Source organism: Actinospineispora acaciae DSM 45401 (genome assembly GCF_000620785.1).
Taxonomy (GTDB): domain Bacteria; phylum Actinomycetota; class Actinomycetes; order Mycobacteriales; family Pseudonocardiaceae; genus Pseudonocardia; species Pseudonocardia acaciae.
Map to the genome: position 1 here is coordinate 1,140,839 of NZ_JIAI01000002.1, position 19,232 is coordinate 1,160,070.

Below are 19,232 nucleotides of genomic sequence, written 5' to 3' on the forward strand. Positions count from 1 at the left end.
GACACGACGGCACGGCGACACGACGACACGGCGGGGCCCGGGACGGGCCGGGACGCGGTGTGCGAAAGGACGCTCAGACGGCGGAGGCGGTGCGGCACAGGTCGACGTGCCGCCGGCTGATCAACGGGGTGCTCGGTTCGGTGCCGTGCACGGGGACCTCCCGAAAGGTTCTGACTCGACGTTACGCGCTGCACCGGCCGGCTTTCAACGCGAGTGTCGCGGACGTCGCTACACCGCAAACTTGACTTGACAACTCAACATTGGACGGTATTACCTCGAAAGAACGGCGGAGCACCGCCGCAACCGATGGAGGCAACCGTGCGGATCGCGCACGAGTCGCCGGCGTGCCGGCGCCTGCCGGCCCAGGCGGACACGTGGTCGCGGCGGCGACACGTGGACCTGTGCCGCACCCAGACCGCCATCTGTCACTGACGGCGTCTCTCGCCAGGCACGCTCGCCCCCGATCAGCCCTCGCACGGAAGAGGACCGCCCGGTGACGCTCCCCGCCCTGCAGGTCCGTCAGGTCGCCTACACCGATCCGCTGGTGGTGCCGATGCTCACGGAGCTGTCCCACGAGTACTGGAGCCGGTACGGCGACGGCCATGGCTTCGCCGACATCCCCGCCGAGATGCACGCCCGCTCCGACTTCGACCCGCCGGACGGCGGCCTGGTGCTGCTGCTCGCGGACGGCGAGCCGATCGCGGGCGGGGCGTTCCGCCGCTACGACCGGCGTACCGCCGAGCTCAAGCGGATCTGGACGCACTCCGCGCACCGCCGCCGGGGGCTGGCCCGCCGGGTGCTCACCGAGCTGGAGCGCGAGATCGCCGCCCGGGGCTACCGTCGGATCTACCTGACCACCGGCCCGCGCCAGCCCGAGGCGCAGGGCCTCTACCTGGCCACCGGCTACACCCCGCTGTACGACCGGCACCTGCCGCCGGAACGGATCGGCCCGCACCCGTTCGAAAAGGAGCTGGACCTGACATGACCACCGCGTCCAGCACAACCGACGTCCCGGCCGCGCTCGGCGAGGACCCCGCCGCCGGCCTGCGGGTGGTGCCGGCCCGCCACCCCTGGCGCTGGGCGGCGACCGCCGTGGTCGCGGTGCTCACCGCGATGGCGATCAACGCTCTGGTCACGAACCCGGCCTGGGACTGGGGCACGGTGCGGCAGTTCCTGTTCGCCCCGTCCATCCTCAACGCCGTCGGGCTCACCCTGCGGCTGACCGCGCTCGGCATCCTGGTCGGCTTCGCGCTGGGCACCGTGCTGGCGGTGATGCGGATGTCGGCCAGCCCGTTGCTGCGCGCGGTGAGCTGGACCTACATCTGGATCTTCCGCTCGGTGCCGCTGATCCTTCAGCTTTTGTTCTGGTACAACCTCGCGCTGCTGTACCGGGCGATCAGCTTCGGCATCCCGTTCGGGCCGGGGTTCTTCGCGGTGCCGACGATGGACCTGGTCAGCCCGGTGACGGCGGCGGTGCTCGGGCTGGCGCTGCACCAGGCCGCCTACGCCGCCGAGGTGGTGCGCTCCGGCTTCCTCTCGGTGGACCAGGGCCAGCTGGAGGCGGCGGCCGCGCTGGGCATTCCCCGGCTGCGCCAGTTCCGCCGGATCCAGCTCCCGCAGGCCATGCGGGCCATCCTGCCCACGGCGGGCAACGAGCTGATCGGCCTGGTCAAGGGCACCTCGGTGGTCTACATCATGGCGCTGAGCGAGCTGTTCTACCAGGTCCAGGTGATCTACACGCGCAACGGCAGGGTGATCCCGCTGCTGCTGGTGGCCGCCATCTGGTACCTGGCGCTGACCACCGTGATGTCCATCGGCCAGTTCTACGTGGAGCGGTACTACGCGCGCGGCGCGCTGCGCACCCTGCCGCCCACGCCGATCCAGCGGCTGCGCGCCTCGGTCCGGGCGGCCCGTCAGCGGGGGAGGACCGCATGACCGCCGCCCCGATGCTGGAGGTGCGCGGCGTGCACAAGGCGTTCGGTGCCCTGGAGGTGCTGCGCGGCATCGACCTGCGGGTGCGCGCCGGCGAGGTGACCGTGCTGCTCGGCCCGTCCGGGTCGGGGAAGTCCACGCTGCTGCGCGCGATCAACCACCTGGAGAAGGTGGACAGCGGCTTCGTCAGGGTGGACGGCGAGCTGATCGGCTACCGGCGCCACGGCGAGCGGCTGCGCGAGCTGCCGGAGCGGCACATCCTGCGCCAGCGCACCCACATCGGGTTCGTGTTCCAGTCCTTCAACCTGTTCGGGCACCTGACCGTGCTGGAGAACGTGGCCGAGGCGCCGATCTCGGCCCAGCGACGGGACCGTGCCGAGGCGCTCGCGCACGCCCGCGAGCTGCTGGAACGGGTCGGGGTGGCGGACAAGGCGGACGAGTACCCGAGGCGGCTGTCCGGCGGCCAGCAGCAGCGGGTGGCCATCGCCAGGGCGCTGGCGCTGCGGCCCAAGCTGGTGCTCTTCGACGAGCCGACCTCGGCGCTGGACCCGGAGCTGGTCGGCGAGGTGCTCGACGTCATCCGGGACCTGGCCCGCTCCGGCACCACCATGATCGTCGTCACGCACGAGATCGGCTTCGCCCGCGACGTGGCCGACACCGTGGTGTTCATGGACGAGGGACGAATCGTGGAACAGGGTCCGCCGGCCCAGGTGCTCGACCGCCCGCGCGAGGAACGCACCCGCGCCTTCCTCGGCAAGGTCTCGCAGTGACCCGTCACCACCTGGAGGCACCCCGCATGTACCGCTCCCTCACGGTTCTCGCCGCCCTGGCCGCGCTGCTCACGGCCGCCTGCTCCGGCCCGGACCCGGACCAGGCCGCCCGCCCGGTGCCGCCGCCCGCGCCGGGCCAAGCCAAGATCAACACGAGCCCGGAGCAGCACCGGATCCGGGCCGAGAAGGTCGACGCGATCGCGGCCAAGGTCCCGGCGGCCATCCGCGAGCGGGGCATCCTGATCGTCGGCCACGGCGGCCGGGGCGCCCCACCGCTGGACTTCCGCGCCGACGACGACGTCACGGTGATCGGCGTGGAGACCGACGTCGCCCAGCTGGTCGCCGACGTGCTCGGGCTGCGGATGGAGCAGCGCCCGACGTCCTGGGAGAACCTGTTCCTCTCGGTGGAGTCCGGGCAGTACGACGTGGGCTTCTCCAACGTCACGGTGACCGAGGAGCGCAAGGACAAGTACGACTTCGCCACCTACCGGGTGGACCTGATCGCCTTCGAGGCGGCCAAGGACAGCCCGATCCAGCGCATCGAGAAGCCCGCCGACATCGCGGGCAAGGCCGTCTCGGTGAGCGCGGGCACCAACCAGGAGCAGATCATGGTGCGCTGGGACGCGCAGAACAGGGCGGCCGGGCTGGCGCCGGTGAAGTTCCAGTACTACCAGAACCCCGGCGACTACTACCTCGCGCTCAAGTCCGGCCGGATCGACCTGTACGTCGGCCCGAACCCGTCGGTGGCCTACCACGTCGCGGTCGCCGGCGAGTCCAAGAGCGTCGGCCAGATCAACGGCGGCGGCGCCGTCACCGCCGACATCGCGGCCATGACCAAGAAGGGCAACGGCCTGGTCGAGCCGCTCAACGAGGCGCTGAACTCCGTGATCAAGGACGGCAGGTACGCCCAGGCATTGGGGCGCTGGAACCTCGCCGCCGAGGCGGTCCCGACCTCCCGGATCAACCCGCCGGGACTGCCCCGCTCGTAGCCGCCGTCAGGGCGGGCCGAGCACCGGCGGATCGGGCAGCGGCGACGGGGGCCTGGGGTCGGGCGGCTCGGGCAGGGGGTCCGGCGGCCTCGGCCGGGGGTCCGGTGAGGGGTCCGGCGGGGGCTTCGGCATCGGGCCGGGACCCGGCGGCGGCTGTGGCACGGGGTCGGGCTCGGGCGGAGGCTTGGGCATTGGGTCCGGCACTGGGTCCGGCAACGGGTCCGGCCCCGGCGGCACCGGATGCTGGGCGTCAGGCATGCTCGTCCTCCTCTGCTCGACGCCGGTGTGGGTACCCGGCCCGGTCCCGGTTGAACATGTGAGGTAGCGGGTGATCATGGCTACCATCTCGGGCTCCAGCCGGGAGATGTCGATGGGGTCGGGCGCGGCGATGAGCTGGTGCACGACGATCTCGACGGTGGCGACGACGAGCCGGGCGGCGGTGTGCGTGTCGGCGACCCGCACCTCGGGGTGTCGGTCGAATAGCTCCCGGATGTAGGCCACCCGCGCCCGCTCGTGCCGGGTGATCCTCTCCAGCAGCTCGTCGGATCGGGGCGCCTGCTCGAACAACACGCGCAGCAGGTCCGGATCGTCGAGGTGGTTCTCCACGGCCGTCCGCACGATGACGCGGGCGATCTCCTCGAGCGAGTCGGGCAGCCGCTCGCCCTTGCGGCGCTCGATCGCGGCCAGGCCGGCGTCGAGGTGCCGGGTCATCAGCTCGACCAGGATCGCGTCTTTGTTCGGGTAGTACTGGTACAACGAGCCGATCGAGACCCGCGCGCGCTCGGCGATCCGGTTGGTGGTGCCGGCGGCGTAGCCGTGCTCGGCGAAAACGTGAGCAGCCGCCGTCAGGATGCGCTGGCGGGTGAGTTCGGCCCGCACCTGGCGCGGCCGTCTACGTGGCCGAATCCGGCGCTCGCCCGACGTCATGACACCTCCTGGCTCCGGTGGCGAAAGCGAGTAGTGCGTGAACCGAATGATTGCTCATAATAGTCCTATGACCTGCATAAATCGCCCGAGGCGGGTGTCGTCGGACGAGGTACGCGCCCGGCTGGGAGAGCCCGAAGCCTCGATCAGGGCCAAGATCGGAGACCACCTCGACGAGCACTGCCGCCGCTTCATCGCCCATTCCCCGTTCCTGACGATGGCCACCGCGGACGCGGCGGGCCGGGCCGACTGCTCACCCCGGGGCGACTACCCGGGCTTCGCGAAGGTCCTCGACGAGCGCACGCTCGCCATCCCCGACCGGCCCGGCAACAAGCTCGCCGACTCGTTCGGCAACCTCGCGGAGAACGACGGGATCGGCCTGCTGTTCTTCATCCCCGGGATGCGGGAGACGTTGCGGGTCAACGGCCGCGCCTACCCCACCGACGAGCCCGACGTGCTCGCCCGGATGCAGACCGAGGCCAGGAAGCCGGAGTTCGCGCTGGTCGTCGAGGTGGAGCAGGCCTACCTGCACTGCGGGCGCGCGCTCGTCCGGTCCCGGCTCTGGGACCCCGCCAGCCAGGCGCTGGCCGAGGAGATGCCGTCCGCCGGTCAGATGGCCGTCGACCAGATGGGGCTCGACGCCGACCCGGAGCTGATGAACCGCCGCCTCGAAGCCGCCTACCGGAGCCTGTACTGATCATGCAACGGACTGTCATCGACCGCATCGACCCGGTCGCCGAGGATGTCGTGTCCCTGGTCCTGCGCGGCGCCGACGGCCCGCTGGCCCGCTGGGAGCCCGGCGCGCACATCGACATCGCCCTGCCGAACTGGCTGACCCGGCAGTACTCGCTGTGCGGGGACCCGGCCGACCGGCACAGCTATCGCATCGCGGTACGGCACGACCCGCTCAGCAGGGGAGGGTCGGGGTACGTCCACCTGTTCCTGCGCCGGGGCCGCGCCCTCGACGTGTCGGAGCCGCGCAACCACTTCCCGCTGCTGCCCGCGCCGGAGTACCTGTTCCTCGCCGGCGGCATCGGCATCACCGCCATCCTGCCGATGCTGCGGGCCGCCGTCGGAGCCGGATCCGCCGCGACCCTGGTGTACGCGGGACGATCGCTCGCGACCATGCCCTTCGCCGACGAGCTCCGCCGCTCCTACGGTGACCGCGTGCGCCTGGTCGCCACGACCGACCAGGGCAGGCCGGACCTCGCCGTTCTCGCGGAAGGGCTGGACGCCCGCGCGCTGGTCTACTGCTGCGGGCCCGCGTCGATGCTCGCGGCCGCCGAGGCCGTGTTCCCGGCCGGGCGGCTGCACGCCGAGCGCTTCCGTCCGGTGGCGAAGACCTTCCCGCCCAACACGGCGTTCGAGGTGGTGTGCGCCCGGTCGGGCCAGGCGGTCCAGGTCTCGCCGGACGAGTCGTTGCTGGACGCGCTCACCCACGCCGGGCATCCGGTGCCGTCCGGGTGTCGCGAGGGCGTCTGCGGCAGCTGCGAGCTCGCGGTCCTCGACGGGCAGCCCGAGCACCGCGACGACATCGGCGCCCCGGCGGGCCGGATGTACGCCTGCGTGTCCCGCGCACGCTCGCCCCGGCTGGTGCTGAACCTCTGAGGTCAGCCCGGGTACCGGCCGGGGTCGAGCAGGTCGAGGGTGTGCGCGCTCGTGCCGTCGACGGCGTAGTCGGCCGCGATGTCCCCCAGGGCCGGCGCCAGCTTGAAGCCGTGCCCCGACAGGCCCGCGACCACGGTGACCCGGCCCGACCCCTCGGCCGGCCCGACCAGCCCGTGCCCGTCCGGGGTGTAGCCCTCCATGTAGGCGCTGACCCGGATCGGGTCGGCGAACAGGTCGGGGAAGTAGTCGGCGGCCACCTTCCGGAACGCGTCCACCTCGTCGATCGGGACGTGCCTGTCGAGCGAGTCCGGGTCGTCCACCGGCCGGTTGTCCTTCTCCGACAGGCCCAGCTTCACCCCGGAGCCGTCCAGCGCGGGCACCCCGTAGCAGTCGGTCGGGGTGGACCTGATGAACGGCGGGAACCGCTCGGGCGCGAACAGCTCCGGGGTCCTCGCCGGGAACCAGGCCGACACCGGCCGGCGCACGCTGACGTACGGCGCCAGGCCCGCCAGGACCTTCGCCGCCCAGGGGCCGGCCGTCACCACCGCGTGGTCGAACCGCTCGGACCCGGATCCGGTCCGGACCCGGACGCCGTCGTCCCGGACGTCCAGCGCGGTGACGGTGGTGTAGCGGTGGACGATCGCGCCGCGCTCCCGAGCCCGGGTCGCGGCGTGCAGGACCGAGAGCTCGGGGCGCAGGTAGCCGGCCTCCCGGTCGAGCACGATCACGTCGTCCTCGCGGAACGCGTGCTGGGGCCAGCGAGCCCGGGCCTCGTGCAGCGGGACCGTCTCCGCGTCGACCCCGTACCGCTCCACCGAGGAGAACACGTTGGCCATGTCGTCCGAGCCGGCGCTGCCGATCATCAACATCCCGGTCAGCCTGAGCAGCGAGGCCCCGGACTCGGCCTCCAGCCGTTGCCAGAGCTCCCGCGCGCGGCGCAGCAGCGGCACGTAGCCGGGATCCTCCAGGTACGCGGTCCGGAACAGCCGCGACTCGCCGCCGTGCGCGCTCCGGTCATGACCGGGGCTGAACCGTTCGTACCCGACGGCCTCGACCCCGCGCGCGGCCAGCCGCCACAGCGCCATGCTGCCCACGCTGCCCAACCCGATCACCGCGACCCGCGGCCGGATCATCCGAACCTGCCCAGGAGCCGCCGGTCCAGCGCGTCCTCCGGCGGGCTGTACTCGAACCCGGCCCCGTACGTGTCCGCAATCGCCAGCTCGACCAGCATCGACCGCCCCCCTCGAACGACCCGGTCATCCTACGGCGGTGTCCTGGCGCGCAGCTCGGCCGCGAACCGGCGCGCGTGGTGAGCGGCGTCGGTGAGGCGAGGCGCATGCCCGGGGGCAGAGGCGGCCAACCGTTCCAAGGTCGCGGCGAGGTTGTCCTCGGTCGCTGCCAGGCCCTCGGCGATCCGCGCGGTGGTACGCCGCAGCGCTTCCGCGTCGGCGCGCACCTGCGCGGACCTCTCCGCCAAGCCGACCCGATCCCCGTTCCCGCCCACCACGCTCCCGGATACCCCGGGCGGGCGGAGCCAAACGGCGGGCATGCTTGGGGATCCGGACCGGACGGTGTCGCCTCGCGGCGATGTGCGCATCGGGGCTTCAGCCGAACGATCGTCCCCGAAGGCTGTTTAACTGTGAGACCCGGGGACACGTCGCCCGGACCGGACGCTTCCTACAACGGCGTGCCCTGGCCGCGTATTCCGGGCACGGCTCAGGCGGCCGACCGGGTCTCGCCGGGGTGGCGCATGTGGTCGACGGCCTGTCGTTCGAGCCGACGAACCCGCTCGCGGCCCAGGCCGACGTGCGCGGCGGTCTCCTGCAGCGTGTGGTACCTGCCGTCGAGGAGCCCGTACCGGAAGGCGATGACCTTCGCCTCGTCCGGGGCGAGCAGCGCGAGCCTGGCGCGCACCAGCTCCGCCGCCGCCTCGCGCCCGTCCGCGTCGTCGTCGCCGGTCCGGACGTTCCCGATCAGCTCACCCAACGGGGTGTCCTCGTCCCCGACCGGGCTGTCCAGGCTCACGGTGTCGTGCGCGGCCCTGCGCAGCTCGAACACCCTGCCCACGGTGAGCTGGGTGGCCTCGGCCAGCTCTTCGGCGGTCGGGGAGCGGTGCAGGCGCTGCGCGAGGTCGCGTTCCCGGCGCTGCAGCATGGTCACCTGGTCCAGCACGTGGTCGGGCAGCCGGATCGTGCGCCCCTGGAAGGCGTTGCCGCGCTGCATGGCCTGCCGGATCCACCACATGGCGTAGGTGGAGAACTTGTAGCCCTTGGCGTAGTCGAACTTCTCCACCGCCCGGATCAGGCCCAGGTTGCCCTCCTGGATCAGGTCCAGCAGCGGCAGCGGGCTCCACCTGAACTTCCTGGCCGCGGCGACGACCAGGCGGAGGTTGGCCTTGATCATGTGGTCCTTGGCCCGCGCGCCGTCCTCGGCCACGGCCTCCAGCTCGTCACGGGCCGGCGGGCGGCGGCCGTCGGCGCGCCCGTGGCGGAGCAGCTCGGCGGCGTAGACCCCGGCCTCGATCCGCTTGGCCAGCTCGACCTCTTCCTGGGCGGTCAGCAGCGCCACCGTGCCCACCTGGTCGAGGTACTGGCGCACGGGGTCCGGCTCGTGGTCGATGACCTCCGGTGCGATCGTCACGGTGTCCTCCCTCCCGAACTCTAACGTTATGTCAAATAACGCTGTGCTGGGTGGTGAGATTCCCCGGACGGGCGGTCGTGGCGGTCGTGACGGTGCGAGAAGACCTGGCGTTCGTGGTCCTCGCCGAGGGCATCGGCGGGCGGCACCAGCGGCGGCGGCAGGTGTCGGGCGACCGCGCGCAGCGTGTCGAGTCCCCGGGCGATGGCGGGCTGGCGGTGGCTGCCTCGGCGGACGCAGGTGAGCGTGCGGCGTGCGGGAGGCGGGGCGCCCGACAGTGGGACCCGGGTCACGGCGTGGTGGGAGGGGACGGGGGCGAGGCGGGGGATGAGGGTCACTCCGAGGCCGCGACCGACCAGGGCGGCGAGGGCGAAGAAGTCCTTGGCGTGGTGGGCGATCGCCGGGGCGAAGCCGGCCGTGGTGCAGGCGACGAGGGTGAGCTGGTGGAAGTCGGAGCTTCCGGGCGCGGGGATGATCCAGGGGTCGTGCGCGGCATCGGCGAGGGCCACGGTCTCACGGCGGGCGAGGGGGTGCTCGGCGGGGACGAGCAGGTCCAGCGGCTCCTCCAGCAGGAGCCGCTGGTCGAACTTCGCGTCGTCGAGGGGCGGGGTCTCGGCGTTGGGTACGACCACGGCGATGTCGGCCTCACCGGCGAGCACCAGGTCGAACCCCTCGGTGGTCTCGAGCTCGGTGATGAAGACGGTCAGCCGGGGGCAGTCGGTCCCGAGCCGTTCGGCGGCGGGCGCGAGCAGCTCGGCGACGGCGGTCGGGAACCCGCACATGTGCAGCCGCCCGGCGGCGCCGGTGGCATGGGCGGCCAGGTCGGCCTGGGCCTGTTCCCATCCCGCGTGCAGCGCGTCGGCGTGCGCGACCAGCGTGTGCCCGGCGGGAGTGAGGCGGACGCGGCGGCCGTTGGGTTCCAGCAGGGGCACCCCGACCTCGCGCGAGAGCTGCCGGATCTGGTGGGACACCGCGGACGGCGTGAGCCGCAGGACGGCGGCGGCGCCGGTCACCGTGCCGTATCGGTGTACCAGCCGCAGTACGTGCAGCCGGCGTAGGTCGATCGACTCGATCATGAAAGTTCCTTGCACGTTGGCGTGCAAAAACATGAGCTGGACCTCAAGTGTACGGCCACCAAGACTGGCGTGAGTGACACGCTGCGTCCCCGCGCCGGCCTTGGTGCTGGGCAGCGTGGTCGGCATCCAGGCCGGCCAGGCGTGCGGGAAGCTGCTGTTCGGCCTGGTCCCGCCGGTGGGCGTGGTCGCCCTGCGGTTGGGGTTCGCGGCGCTCGTCCTCTGCGCACTGTGGCGCCCCCGGCGGTGGCCCGAACGCCGCGACCTGCCGCTGATCCTCGGGCTGGGCACCGCGATCGCCGGAATGCACGCGATCTACCCGGCCCTGGAGCGCCTCCCGGTGGGAGCGGCGGTGACGATCCAGTTCCTCGGGCCGCTCACGGTGGCTCTTGCCGGGTCTCGTCGCCTCCGCGATGTGGCCTGGGCCGGGCTCGCCGGGCTGGGCGTGTTCCTGTTCTACGGGCCGGGCACGACCGCGTTGCCCACCGCCGGGGTGGCCTTCGCGCTCGTCTCGGGAGCGTGCTGGGCCGCCTACGTGCTGCTCGTCAAGCGCATCGGGGCGCGCGCCTCCGACCCGTCGCTGCTGGCCCTCGCGGTGGCCTGGGCCGCGCTGCTGTGCGTGCCGTTCGGAGTGGCGGGGGCGGACCTGGCCCGGCCGGGGGTGCTGCTGGCCGGCTTCGGCGTCGCCGTGCTCTCCGCGGTCCTGCCCTGGTCGCTGGACCTGGCGGCGCTGCGGCGGATGCCGGCTCGCGTGTTCGGCGTGCTGGCCAGCCTCGAACCGGCGCTCGGCGGCCTGGCCGGGGTCGTGATCCTCGGCGAGCACCTGGCCCCGGCGCAGTGGCTGGCGATCGGCTCGGTTGTCGCCGCGTCGATCGGGGTCACCCTGCCCCGCCCGTAGCCGCGAGCGCGCCCCCGCGCTCGGCTTCGGTCGGGGTGGACGCGGGCCCGTCCGGACGGACCGGTTCGGCGAACGGGCGGCTCGGGATCGTGCGGCGCAGCTCCGGGGCGACCTCGCCCTGGAACAGCTCCAGCGCGGCGCGGTGCTCGGCGGGGGTCAGCCCGTCCCCGTCGGCGTGCACGTGCATCACCTCGTGCCCGAGCTCGGCGTGGTACCTGTGCACCTTCTCGATGGCCTGCGCCGGGCTGCCCACCAGCGCCGAGCTGCGCGCCACGAAGTCCTCCAGGGTGGCGAACACCGGCTCGACGCCCATCCGGGCCAGGATCCTCAGCCGCGCCTCGAAGATCGGCCGGTAGGTCGCCAGCGCGTCCTGCGAGTTGCGGGCCAGGTAGAACCCGGCGGTGCCGGCCCCGACCAGGGCGTCCGCCGGGTCGTGCCCGTGGTGCGCCCACCGCTCGCGGTAGTGGCGCACCAGCTCGGCGTACGGCTCGATCGGGTTGGTCACGTTCGCCGAGAACAACGGGTCTCCGTAGCGGGCGGCCAGCTCCACGGACTCGCGGCTGGTGGCGCTGCCGTGCCACACCCTCACCGGTCGCTGCAGCGGACGGGGCCAGACCTCGGCGTCGGTCAGCGACGGCCGGAACCGCCCGGACCAGGTCACCCGGTTCCGCCGCCAGAGCCGGCGGAACAGCTCGTAGCCCTCCCGGTTGCGGTCCCACTGGTCGTGTTCGGTGACGTGGAACAGCTTGGCCTGCGCCGAGCCGTTGCCCTTGCCGATGATCAGCTCCAGCCGACCGTCGGAGAGCTGGTCCAGCGTGGCGTAGTCCTCGAAGGCCCGCACCGGGTCGAGCAGGCTCAGCGTGGTCACGCCGGTGAACAGCCGGATCCGCCGGGTGCGGGCGGCCAGGTGGGACAGCACCACCGGCGGGGCCGAGGAGAAGAACGGCCGCTCGTGCCGCTCACCGACCGCGTAGCCGTCGAAGCCCAGCTCCTCGGCGAGCACCGCGTGGTCGATGACTCGACGGAACCGCTCGTGGGCGGACGGCGTCCGGCCGGTGACCGGGTCTGGGCCGTTCGCGATCAGGGTCAGGACCAGGAACTTCATGGTTGCTCCGTGGCGGGAAGGTGGCGGACCGGGACCAGGCGAACCTCAGCCCCGACACGCCGCGCTGGCCACGCGCAACAGGTCCACGTGCCGCCGGTAACGGCAGCCACCGCCTCCGTAGAACGACCGCACCCCGACCTCCGCACTCACCCTACGGAGCGGTGGCCGGGCCGTGTCAACACGTTGCTCTCAGTTGACGCCCATGAACGTGTACACGGTCTCGACCCGGCCGTCTCCGTCTCGGAGGACGACGTCCACGCCCCGGCCGACGGCCTCCCCCGAGGGATCCAGCATCGACCAGCGCAGCAACAGTGCGTCTCCCGCCACGACCTGCTGGTCGCAGGCGAAACGGAGCTCGTTGGCGGTGATCTTGTCGTCGTGAACGTGCGCGATGTGCGCCGCGATGTCGTCGGTGCCCTGGATGGTGGTCCCGAGCGACGAGACGATCAAGCGGCCGTCCATGGCCCACAGCTGATCGATGCTGTGTCGGCGAATCTCCGGGTCGGGCTCGGTCCAGGTCCGCAGGTACCGCTCGTGAAACTCGGGTTTCATGGGTTCCGCGTCCGGCGGCGCTGGAAACCGCGCAGCGCCCGCAGGAAGTCCACCTCACGGAACGCCGGCCAGTACGCGTCGCAGAAGTGCAGCTCGGAGCGCACGGACTGCCACAGTAGGAAGTTGGACAGCCGCTGCTCGCCGCTGGTCCTGATCACCAGCTCGGGGTCGGGGAGGCCGTCGGTGTAGAGGTGGCGGGCGATGTCGTTCTCGGTCAGCGTCTCGGCGACGCGGCGCAGGTCCGCGCCGCCGGCCGCCCGCTCGTACAGCAGGTCGCGCAGGCTCTCCACGATCTCCTGCCGGCCGCCGTAGCCGACCGCGAGCGTGACCCGGGCTCCGGTGGCGCACTCGCGGGTCGCCTCCACGGCGTCCTTGAGCGCCCGCGCGGTGCTGTCCGGCAGCGCGTCGAGCATGCCGGCGATCTGCACCCGCCAGCGCGAGGTCGGCCTGCCCAGGCGGTCGGCGACCACCTGTTCGATCACCCGCATCAGGAAGTCGACCTCGTCGGAGTCGCGGCGGCGCAGGTTCTCGGTGGAGCAGACGAAGACCGTCACGTTCCTGACGCCGGCCCGCTCGCACCAGGTCAGCACGTTCTCGGTGTGCTCGGCGCCGTATCGGTGGCCGAGGCTGGGGTTGCCCATGCCCATCTGCCTGGCCCACCGGCGGTTCCCGTCCATGATCAGGCCGACGTGGCGGGGGACGAGGGCGGGGTCGAGCCGGTTGCGCAGCCGGCGGGCGTACCAGGCGTAGCCGAGGGCGGACAGCGTCATGCCCGCACCGTAACCGGGGTCAGGGTGCGACGGCGGTGAAGACGAACGACGCGAAGATCAGCAGGTGCACGGCGCCCTGCAGGACGGTGGCCCGGCCGGCCACCACGGTCAGGGTGCCGACCAGCATGCTCAGCGCGAGCAGGATCATCTCGATGGGGGACAGCCCGAGCACCAGCGGCCCGGGCAGGAAGATGGTGGCCACCGCGATGGCCGGGATGGTCAGCCCGATGCTGGCCAGCGCCGAGCCCAGCGCGAGGTTGAAGCTGGTCTGCAGCCGGTCCCGGCGCGCGGCGCGCACGGCGGCCAGCGTCTCCGGCAGCAGCACGACCATCGCGATCGCCACCCCCACCACGGTGAGCGGGGCGTTGATCGCGTTGACCCCCGCCTTGATCGCCGGCGACACCGTCTTGGCCAGGCCGACCACCGCGACCAGCGAGACCACCAGCAGAACGAGGCTGGCCAGCGCGGTGCGGCTGGACGGCGGGGGCAGGTGCTCCTCGCAGGACTCCGGGCTCTCGCCGTCCTCCGGGGGCACCGGCAGGAAGTAGTCCCGGTGCCGCACGGTCTGGACGAATACGTACACCCCCCAGAGGGCCAGCGAGACGACGGCGGCGAAGCCCAGCTGCGCGCCGGAGAAGGTCCCGCCCGGGGTGCTGGTGGTCACGCTCGGCAGCACCAGGCACAGCGTGGCCAGCGCGGCGACGGTGGCCAGCGCGCCGCTGCTGCCCTCGGCGTTGAACAGCACCACGTGGTGCCGCAGCGCGCCGCTGAGCAGGCAGATCCCGACGATGCCGTTGCAAGTGATCATGACGGCGGCGAACACGGTGTCCCTGGCCAGGGTGGCCGCCTCGGGGTCGCCGCTGGCCATCATGCTCAGGATGAGCCCGACCTCGATGACGGTGACCGCGATCGCCAGGATCAGCGACCCGAACGGCTCACCGACCCGGTGCGCGACCACCTCCGCGTGGTGCACGGCCACCAGCACCGCGCCGATCAGGACCACCGCGACGACCGCCACCAGCGGCCCGGGCAGCGTGCGCCCCCACACGACGGCCAGGAGCCCGAGCGCCACCACCGGTGTGGCCGTCACCCGCCATGCCGGTGTGGTCGCCGCGTTCGTCGTCACGCCAACAGGCTTTCATAACGCGATCGACTGCCGGTGGCCGGCGGTATAACGGTGGCGCGCTACTCGGCGGGTCGGCGATGTCGGCCGCCGAGGCCTCGCCGGCCGGCCAACTGGCCCACGTTGGCGCCACCGGACGCGTGGGCGGCCAGGCGGAGGGAGGTTCGTCGTGCCCCGCCCGATGTGCCCCCCGCGGTCTCGGTGATTCGCAGCTCGCGCAGCTCGTCATAGATCGGCGTCAGGCTCACGGGGCGTCACTCTATAGATGCGCAGCGAAAGAGCGGCATCCACAGGTGTGGATAACCCTGTGATGGCCCGCTAGCTGGGAGACCACGCGACCGAAGGAAAGTGGGGGTGACAGTCTGATTACATATATCACTCAGCGTGAGGGCCGAAGGGGTGCTTCCAGGACATTCTCGTGACCGAGTCGAGACAATTTGTGGATTCTCGGGCCGCTGGGGACCCCTGGAGGTTGGATCATCACCCGTTGGTACGCACCCCGGAGGTGGGTTTGGGCGCCTGTGGATAACTCACCGTAGAGCGGGTCCGTCGAAGTCCGCTCGTTCGTGGTATGACCCGTCCCACATCGATACGTGGCGTGGTTCTCGCCCGTCACTTTTCCGTGTCCCCGTCGTTGACCCCCCTGGACTCGGCTGGAAGGACGGGAATGGGCAGGCATCAGGAGCCGCGGCGGGGACGCGCCGCGGTGTTGGCGCGCGTTGCCGCCGTGATCGGAGCCGTGTGCGTCGGCGGGGTCGTCGTCGCCGTGCCGGCCCTGGCGGACACCACCTTGATCCAAGGGACCCCGTGCACCAAGGGTGCCCGCGCGTGCGTCGACCTGATCAAACAGAAAGCCTGGCTGCTCGACCCGGCGGGCAACGTGGTGCGCGGCCCGGTGACGATCACGTCCGGCGGCCCCGGCAAGGAGACCCAGCCCGGCACCTTCAAGGTGCAGTGGAAGGACAAGAACCACTTCAGCAACGAGTCCCGCACGCCGCAGGGCACGCCGGCGCCGATGCCGTTCTCGGTGTTCTTCGCCGAGGGCGGGGTCGCCTTCCACGGCGGCAGCCTGGAGCGGGCGTCGGCGGGCTGCGTGCACCTGGCCGACCCGGACGCCGAGGCGTTCTACAACACGCTGCAGATCGGCGACCAGGTGCAGGTGCACAACGGCAACGACACCCCCGAGGCCCAGCAGGGCGGCGACGAGGCCTCCCAGGCCCGCGACAGCGAGGGTTCGAGCAAGCCGAGCAGCAGCGACAGGCCGAAGCGCTCCGGTGCTAGCGCGAGCCCCAGTGCCACCGCCGACTCGTCGGGCGACGACGACTCCTCGTCGGGATCATCGGGGGAGCGGAAGCCGAGCGCGAACCGTGGTTCCAGCTCCGACCACGCTCTCGATCTCGATCGTTCCCCGGTGGGTGGCGGCTCGCTCCCGCATCGACTGTAGGCCCAGGTGCCCGGGCCGGGCCTCGGTCGCCGGCGCGAAGCCCACGCCGTCGTCGCCGATCTCCAGTTCGACGTGCTCGCCGGTGGTGCGCAGCCGCAGGTCGATGTGCCCGGCGTTGGCGTGCTTCACCGCGTTGTGCAGGGCCTCCTGCGCGATCCGGTACAGCGTCTCCTTCAGCCGTAGCGGCAGCTCGGGCTCCTGGCAGAGGGTGGCGCGCACGGTCAGGTGGTGCCGGGTGCGCAGCACGGCCACCCGCTTGTCCAGCGCGGCCACCAGGCCCTCGGTGGCCAGCGACTCCGGGCGCAGCTCGAAGATCAGCGAGCGCATCTCGGTCATGCCGGCCTCGGCCAGCGACAGCACGTAGTCCAGCGGCTCGGCGAGCTGGTCCGGGCTCTGCTCGGCCACCGCGCGGGCGGTCCGGGCGCCCAGCGCGATGCCGTAGAGCGCCTGGGACACCGAGTCGTGCAGCTCGCGGGCCAGCCGCTGGCGCTCCTCCAGCCCGGCCTTGCTCTGCGCCTCGGTGAGCAGCCGGGCGTTCTCCACCGCCACCGCGCCCTGGTCGGCGACCGCGCGCAGGAACGCGATGTCGCCGGACGAGGGCTCCACGTCCTTCGGGTAGTAGGCGTTGACCGAGCCGAACCGGCGCGACTGCGAGGCCAGCGGGACCACCGCGACCGTGTCCCACGAGACATCCTTCACCACCTCGTGCAGCGGCGCCATCATCGGCATCTCCCGGATCTGGCGAACGGCCTCGCGCACGATCAGCGGCTCGTCGGCGAAGTAGGCCTGGCTGCCCGGGTCGGCGCCCTCCCGCCAGCACTGCTCGATGGCCTCCCGGTAGCCGTCCGGCAGCCCGGCGCCGGAGAACATCCGCAGCTCGCCGCTGTCCAGGTCCAGCACGTAGGCCGAGCAGGCCACCGCCGGGGTGGCCGCGACCACCTCGCGGGTGATCACGTCCAGGGTCTCGGTCAGCGCCTGGCTCACCGGCAGGCTGGCCGCGATGGTGGACAGCGCGGACAGCCGCTTCTCCAGCAGGCTGAACGCCTGGCTGCGCTCGGTGTCGTCGCGGACGACGCCGAGGATGTGCGGGCGGCCCTGGAAGGTGAACGTCGACGCGTTGACCTGGACCGGGAACGAGCTGCCGTCTTTGCGGATGTCCACCGCCTGGGTCCGGGGCCGCTCGCCGGCGATCACCTCGGCGGTGTACGCGGTGCGCGCCTCCAGGTAGTCCGGGTGCGTCCAGCTCGTCGCGTGCCGGCCGACCAGCTCCTCCGGGCGGAAGCCGTGCATGCGGTAGAACGCCGGGTTGGCCCTGACCAGCGTGGCGTCCAGGTCGGTGATCACCAGCCCGTCCCCGGTGGCCTCGAACACCTGGCGGTACTGCGCCTGCTGCTCGCGCAGCTGGTCCTCGGCCCGCTGCCGGTGCACCGCCGCGCTCAGCGTGCTCGCCGCCGCCCGCAGCGCGTCGATCTCGGCCGCCGACCAGCTCCGCTCCCGGATGCACTCGTCGAAGCCGATCATTCCCCACCAGCGCCCGTCCACGAACACCGGCACCAGGACCAGCGACAGGATGCCCTGCGGCTCCAGCACCGCGCGCTCGTCGGCCGGCAGGTCGGCCACGTTCCCGGCGACCACCTGGCCGGCGCCGAGCACCCGCGCGGTCCTGGCGAACGGGGAGCGCTCCAGGGAGCTGGCGGCCAGCTCGGTGTTGTCGATCTGCGGCGAGATCCCGGGCGCCACCCACTCGTGCGACTGGCTGGTCCACTGCGAGCCGTCGGCGCCCCGGAAGTTCTCGAAGATGTAGACCCGGCTCACCGCCGCCGCCAGGCCGAGCCGGGCCATCACCTCGTGGATGTGCACCCGCCAGGAGGCGTGCGACTCCAGGAACCGGTGCGCGGCGAACCGGACGGCCTCCATGATGGCGTCCCTGCGGTGCAGCTCGGCCTCGGCGTGGGTGCGCTCGGTGATGTCCCTGGCGTGCAGCACGATGCCCTCGACGTCGGGGTCGTCGAGCAGGTTCACCGGCTCCACCTCGAAGGTGTGCCAGGTGTGGTCGGCGTGGCGCAGCCGGGCGCGGAACGGCGGGCTCTCGCCGGGCACGGTCGCGGCGTGCTCCAGCGCCGCGCGGACCGTCGCCACGTCGTCCGGGTGCACCGGCATCGTCCTGCCCTCGGACAGCGCGCGCTCGTCCGGGATGTCCAGCAGCCGGCGCACCGACGGCGCCACGTAGCGCAGCATCCAGTCGGTGTCGATCACGATCGTGATGTCCGAGGAGTTGAGCAGGATGGAGCGGAAGCGGCGTTCGCTGCGCCGCAGGTCCTGGACCGCGCTGACCCGCTCGGTGGCCTCGGTGAAGATCTCCACCACGCCCACCACCGGCCCGTCGTCGCGCAGCGGGACGAGCACCAGGTCCCAGTAGCTGACGCTGTCGTCGTCGGCGGTGTAGGGCACCCCGTGGTGCCAGCGGGTCTCGCCGGCGAACACCGGCTCGAACATCTCCCGGGTCTGTTCGTCGGCGCCCGGGAAGTGGTCCAGCAGGCGGTCCCCGACCTGGGCCGCGCCGATCGCGCCGTGCCGCTCCACCGCGCTGGCGAAGGTCTTGTTGAACCTCTGCAGCACCAGGTCCCGGTCCAGCACGGCGATCGCCATCGGGGTGCGGTGGAACAGCACCTCCAGCAGGCCGCCGCCGTCGGCCAGCACCTGCTCGATCGTGCGGTTCGGCCGGGCGTCGGTCATGGGTCTTCGCTGAGCTCGGACTCGGGGACCAGGCCGATGCGCACCGCGTGCAGCGCGGCCTGCGTCCTGCTCTGCAGGCCCAGCTTGCCGAGCAGGTGGCTCACGTGCGTCTTGACGGTGCGCTCGCCGATGTTCAGCGCGCGCCCGATCTCCCGGTTGGTCAGGCCCCTGGCCAGCGCCCGCAGCACGTCCACCTCGCGCCCGGTGAGCGTCTCCGGGCTGTCCGGCGCCCGCACCTCGCGGACCAGCCGGGCGGCGGCCTCCGGCGCGAGCTGCACCTGGCCGCGGGCCGCCGCCTTGATCGCCTTGCAGAGCTGCTCGGCCTGGGTGTCCTTGAGCAGGTAGCCGACCGCGCCGGCCTGCACGGCCCCGACCACGGAGGCGTCCTCCAGCACGCTGGTCAGGGCCAGCACCTCGGTGCCGTCCACCTCGGCGCGGATGCGCTGGGTCGCGGTGATCCCGTCGGTGCCCGGCATGAGCAGGTCCATCAGCACCACGTCGGGGGTCAGCGCGCGGGCCATCCGGATCGCCTCTTCGCCGTTCGCCGCCTCACCGACCACCTCCAGCTCGGGGTCGAGCTTGAGGAACATCCGCAGCCCCTGGCGGACCACGCTGTGGTCGTCGGCGATGAGCACCCGTACCGGCATTGGTGCCCACCCCCCGCTGTCTCC

Annotated in this window: 20 protein-coding genes and 1 pseudogene; 8 read left to right on the top strand and 13 right to left on the bottom strand. The window is 72.3% G+C overall.

From position 1 onward, the window contains the following. Positions 1-73 precede the first annotated feature (73 nt). The gene (locus N912_RS67015) at positions 74-151 is read right to left on the bottom strand and encodes a putative leader peptide (RefSeq protein ID WP_425415299.1); all 78 of its coding nucleotides are present in this window, start codon (positions 149-151) and stop codon (positions 74-76) included. 342 nt (positions 152-493) lie between these two features. On the opposite strand from N912_RS67015, the gene N912_RS0115105 reads away from it, so the two are divergent. The 4 genes from N912_RS0115105 to N912_RS0115120 are packed head-to-tail and all read left to right on the top strand — an operon-like array spanning position 494 to position 3,691. Beyond that, positions 494-985, top strand: coding sequence for a GNAT family N-acetyltransferase (locus tag N912_RS0115105; protein WP_028923092.1), 492 nt, complete (start codon positions 494-496; stop codon positions 983-985). Beyond that, entirely contained in the window at positions 982-1,935 is a 954-nt protein-coding gene (locus tag N912_RS52035; protein ID WP_084210880.1) for an amino acid ABC transporter permease, read from the top strand. The genes N912_RS0115105 and N912_RS52035 overlap by 4 nt, the downstream gene beginning before the upstream one ends. Next, positions 1,932-2,702, top strand: a complete 771-nt coding sequence (locus N912_RS0115115; RefSeq protein ID WP_028923093.1) for an amino acid ABC transporter ATP-binding protein — start codon at positions 1,932-1,934, stop codon at positions 2,700-2,702. Before N912_RS52035 ends, N912_RS0115115 begins: the two co-directional genes overlap by 4 nt. Further along, complete coding sequence (locus tag N912_RS0115120; protein ID WP_245645281.1) at positions 2,699-3,691, top strand: ABC transporter substrate-binding protein; 993 nt, start codon at positions 2,699-2,701, stop codon at positions 3,689-3,691. The genes N912_RS0115115 and N912_RS0115120 overlap by 4 nt, the downstream gene beginning before the upstream one ends. A gap of 318 nt (positions 3,692-4,009) precedes the next feature. On the opposite strand, the pseudogene N912_RS52040 reads toward N912_RS0115120, so the two are convergent. Next, positions 4,010-4,618, bottom strand: a pseudogene (locus tag N912_RS52040) (TetR/AcrR family transcriptional regulator); the annotation flags it as partial. A 67-nt stretch (positions 4,619-4,685) separates the two neighbouring features. Between N912_RS52040 and N912_RS0115130 the strand changes: the two are divergent. Beyond that, positions 4,686-5,312: an MSMEG_1061 family FMN-dependent PPOX-type flavoprotein gene (locus tag N912_RS0115130; RefSeq protein ID WP_028923095.1), complete on the top strand. Its 627-nt coding sequence runs from the start codon at positions 4,686-4,688 to the stop codon at positions 5,310-5,312. A gap of 2 nt (positions 5,313-5,314) precedes the next feature. Then, positions 5,315-6,223 (top strand): PDR/VanB family oxidoreductase, encoded by a 909-nt coding sequence (locus N912_RS0115135; RefSeq protein ID WP_028923096.1) that lies wholly within the window; start codon positions 5,315-5,317, stop codon positions 6,221-6,223. 2 nt (positions 6,224-6,225) lie between these two features. Here the strand turns inward: N912_RS0115135 and solA are convergent, their stop codons facing one another. From solA to N912_RS52050, 4 genes are all read right to left on the bottom strand, one after another. Next, on the bottom strand, positions 6,226-7,356 hold the full coding sequence (solA, locus tag N912_RS0115140; protein WP_037064420.1) for an N-methyl-L-tryptophan oxidase: 1,131 nt from the start codon (positions 7,354-7,356) through the stop codon (positions 6,226-6,228). A gap of 128 nt (positions 7,357-7,484) precedes the next feature. Next, positions 7,485-7,700 carry a hypothetical protein gene (locus N912_RS63535; RefSeq protein WP_156993581.1) on the bottom strand — a complete coding sequence of 72 codons (216 nt, stop codon included), beginning with the start codon at positions 7,698-7,700 and terminating at the stop codon, positions 7,485-7,487. 239 nt (positions 7,701-7,939) lie between these two features. Next, on the bottom strand, positions 7,940-8,863 hold the full coding sequence (locus N912_RS52045) for a sigma-70 family RNA polymerase sigma factor (protein WP_037064421.1): 924 nt from the start codon (positions 8,861-8,863) through the stop codon (positions 7,940-7,942). Between the two features lie 26 nt (positions 8,864-8,889). Beyond that, positions 8,890-9,936, bottom strand: coding sequence for a LysR family transcriptional regulator (locus tag N912_RS52050; protein WP_064745255.1), 1,047 nt, complete (start codon positions 9,934-9,936; stop codon positions 8,890-8,892). Between the two features lie 73 nt (positions 9,937-10,009). On the opposite strand from N912_RS52050, the gene N912_RS0115165 reads away from it, so the two are divergent. After that, a complete protein-coding gene (locus N912_RS0115165) occupies positions 10,010-10,831 on the top strand; it encodes an EamA family transporter (protein WP_051580196.1) in 822 nt (273 codons plus the stop codon). Here N912_RS0115165 and N912_RS52055 read toward each other — a convergent pair. From N912_RS52055 to N912_RS0115185, 5 genes are read right to left on the bottom strand one after another with little or no spacing between them, the layout of a single operon-like run. Further along, positions 10,812-11,936 (bottom strand): LLM class flavin-dependent oxidoreductase, encoded by a 1,125-nt coding sequence (locus N912_RS52055; RefSeq protein ID WP_051580197.1) that lies wholly within the window; start codon positions 11,934-11,936, stop codon positions 10,812-10,814. The two genes, N912_RS0115165 and N912_RS52055, sit on opposite strands and share 20 nt — an antisense overlap. 45 nt (positions 11,937-11,981) lie before the next feature. Beyond that, complete coding sequence (locus tag N912_RS67020) at positions 11,982-12,086, bottom strand: putative leader peptide (protein WP_425415291.1); 105 nt, start codon at positions 12,084-12,086, stop codon at positions 11,982-11,984. Between the two features lie 39 nt (positions 12,087-12,125). Further along, positions 12,126-12,488, bottom strand: coding sequence for a nuclear transport factor 2 family protein (locus tag N912_RS0115175; protein ID WP_028923100.1), 363 nt, complete (start codon positions 12,486-12,488; stop codon positions 12,126-12,128). Next, positions 12,485-13,258: a polyprenyl diphosphate synthase gene (gene uppS / locus N912_RS0115180; RefSeq protein ID WP_028923101.1), complete on the bottom strand. Its 774-nt coding sequence runs from the start codon at positions 13,256-13,258 to the stop codon at positions 12,485-12,487. The genes N912_RS0115175 and uppS overlap by 4 nt, the downstream gene beginning before the upstream one ends. Positions 13,259-13,277: 19 nt before the next feature. Beyond that, positions 13,278-14,384, bottom strand: coding sequence for a calcium:cation antiporter (locus tag N912_RS0115185; RefSeq protein ID WP_084210882.1), 1,107 nt, complete (start codon positions 14,382-14,384; stop codon positions 13,278-13,280). A gap of 703 nt (positions 14,385-15,087) precedes the next feature. Here N912_RS0115185 and N912_RS62040 point away from each other — a divergent pair. Next, positions 15,088-15,825, top strand: a complete 738-nt coding sequence (locus N912_RS62040; protein ID WP_245645282.1) for a L,D-transpeptidase — start codon at positions 15,088-15,090, stop codon at positions 15,823-15,825. Here the strand turns inward: N912_RS62040 and N912_RS60345 are convergent. Together N912_RS60345 and N912_RS0115205 are read right to left on the bottom strand one after the other, a co-directional pair. Next, entirely contained in the window at positions 15,718-18,561 is a 2,844-nt protein-coding gene (locus N912_RS60345) for a PAS domain S-box protein (RefSeq protein ID WP_051580199.1), read from the bottom strand. The genes N912_RS62040 and N912_RS60345 overlap by 108 nt on opposite strands. After that, positions 18,558-19,208, bottom strand: coding sequence for a response regulator (locus N912_RS0115205; protein ID WP_028923105.1), 651 nt, complete (start codon positions 19,206-19,208; stop codon positions 18,558-18,560). The genes N912_RS60345 and N912_RS0115205 overlap by 4 nt, the downstream gene beginning before the upstream one ends. Between the last annotated feature and the right edge of the window lie 24 nt (positions 19,209-19,232).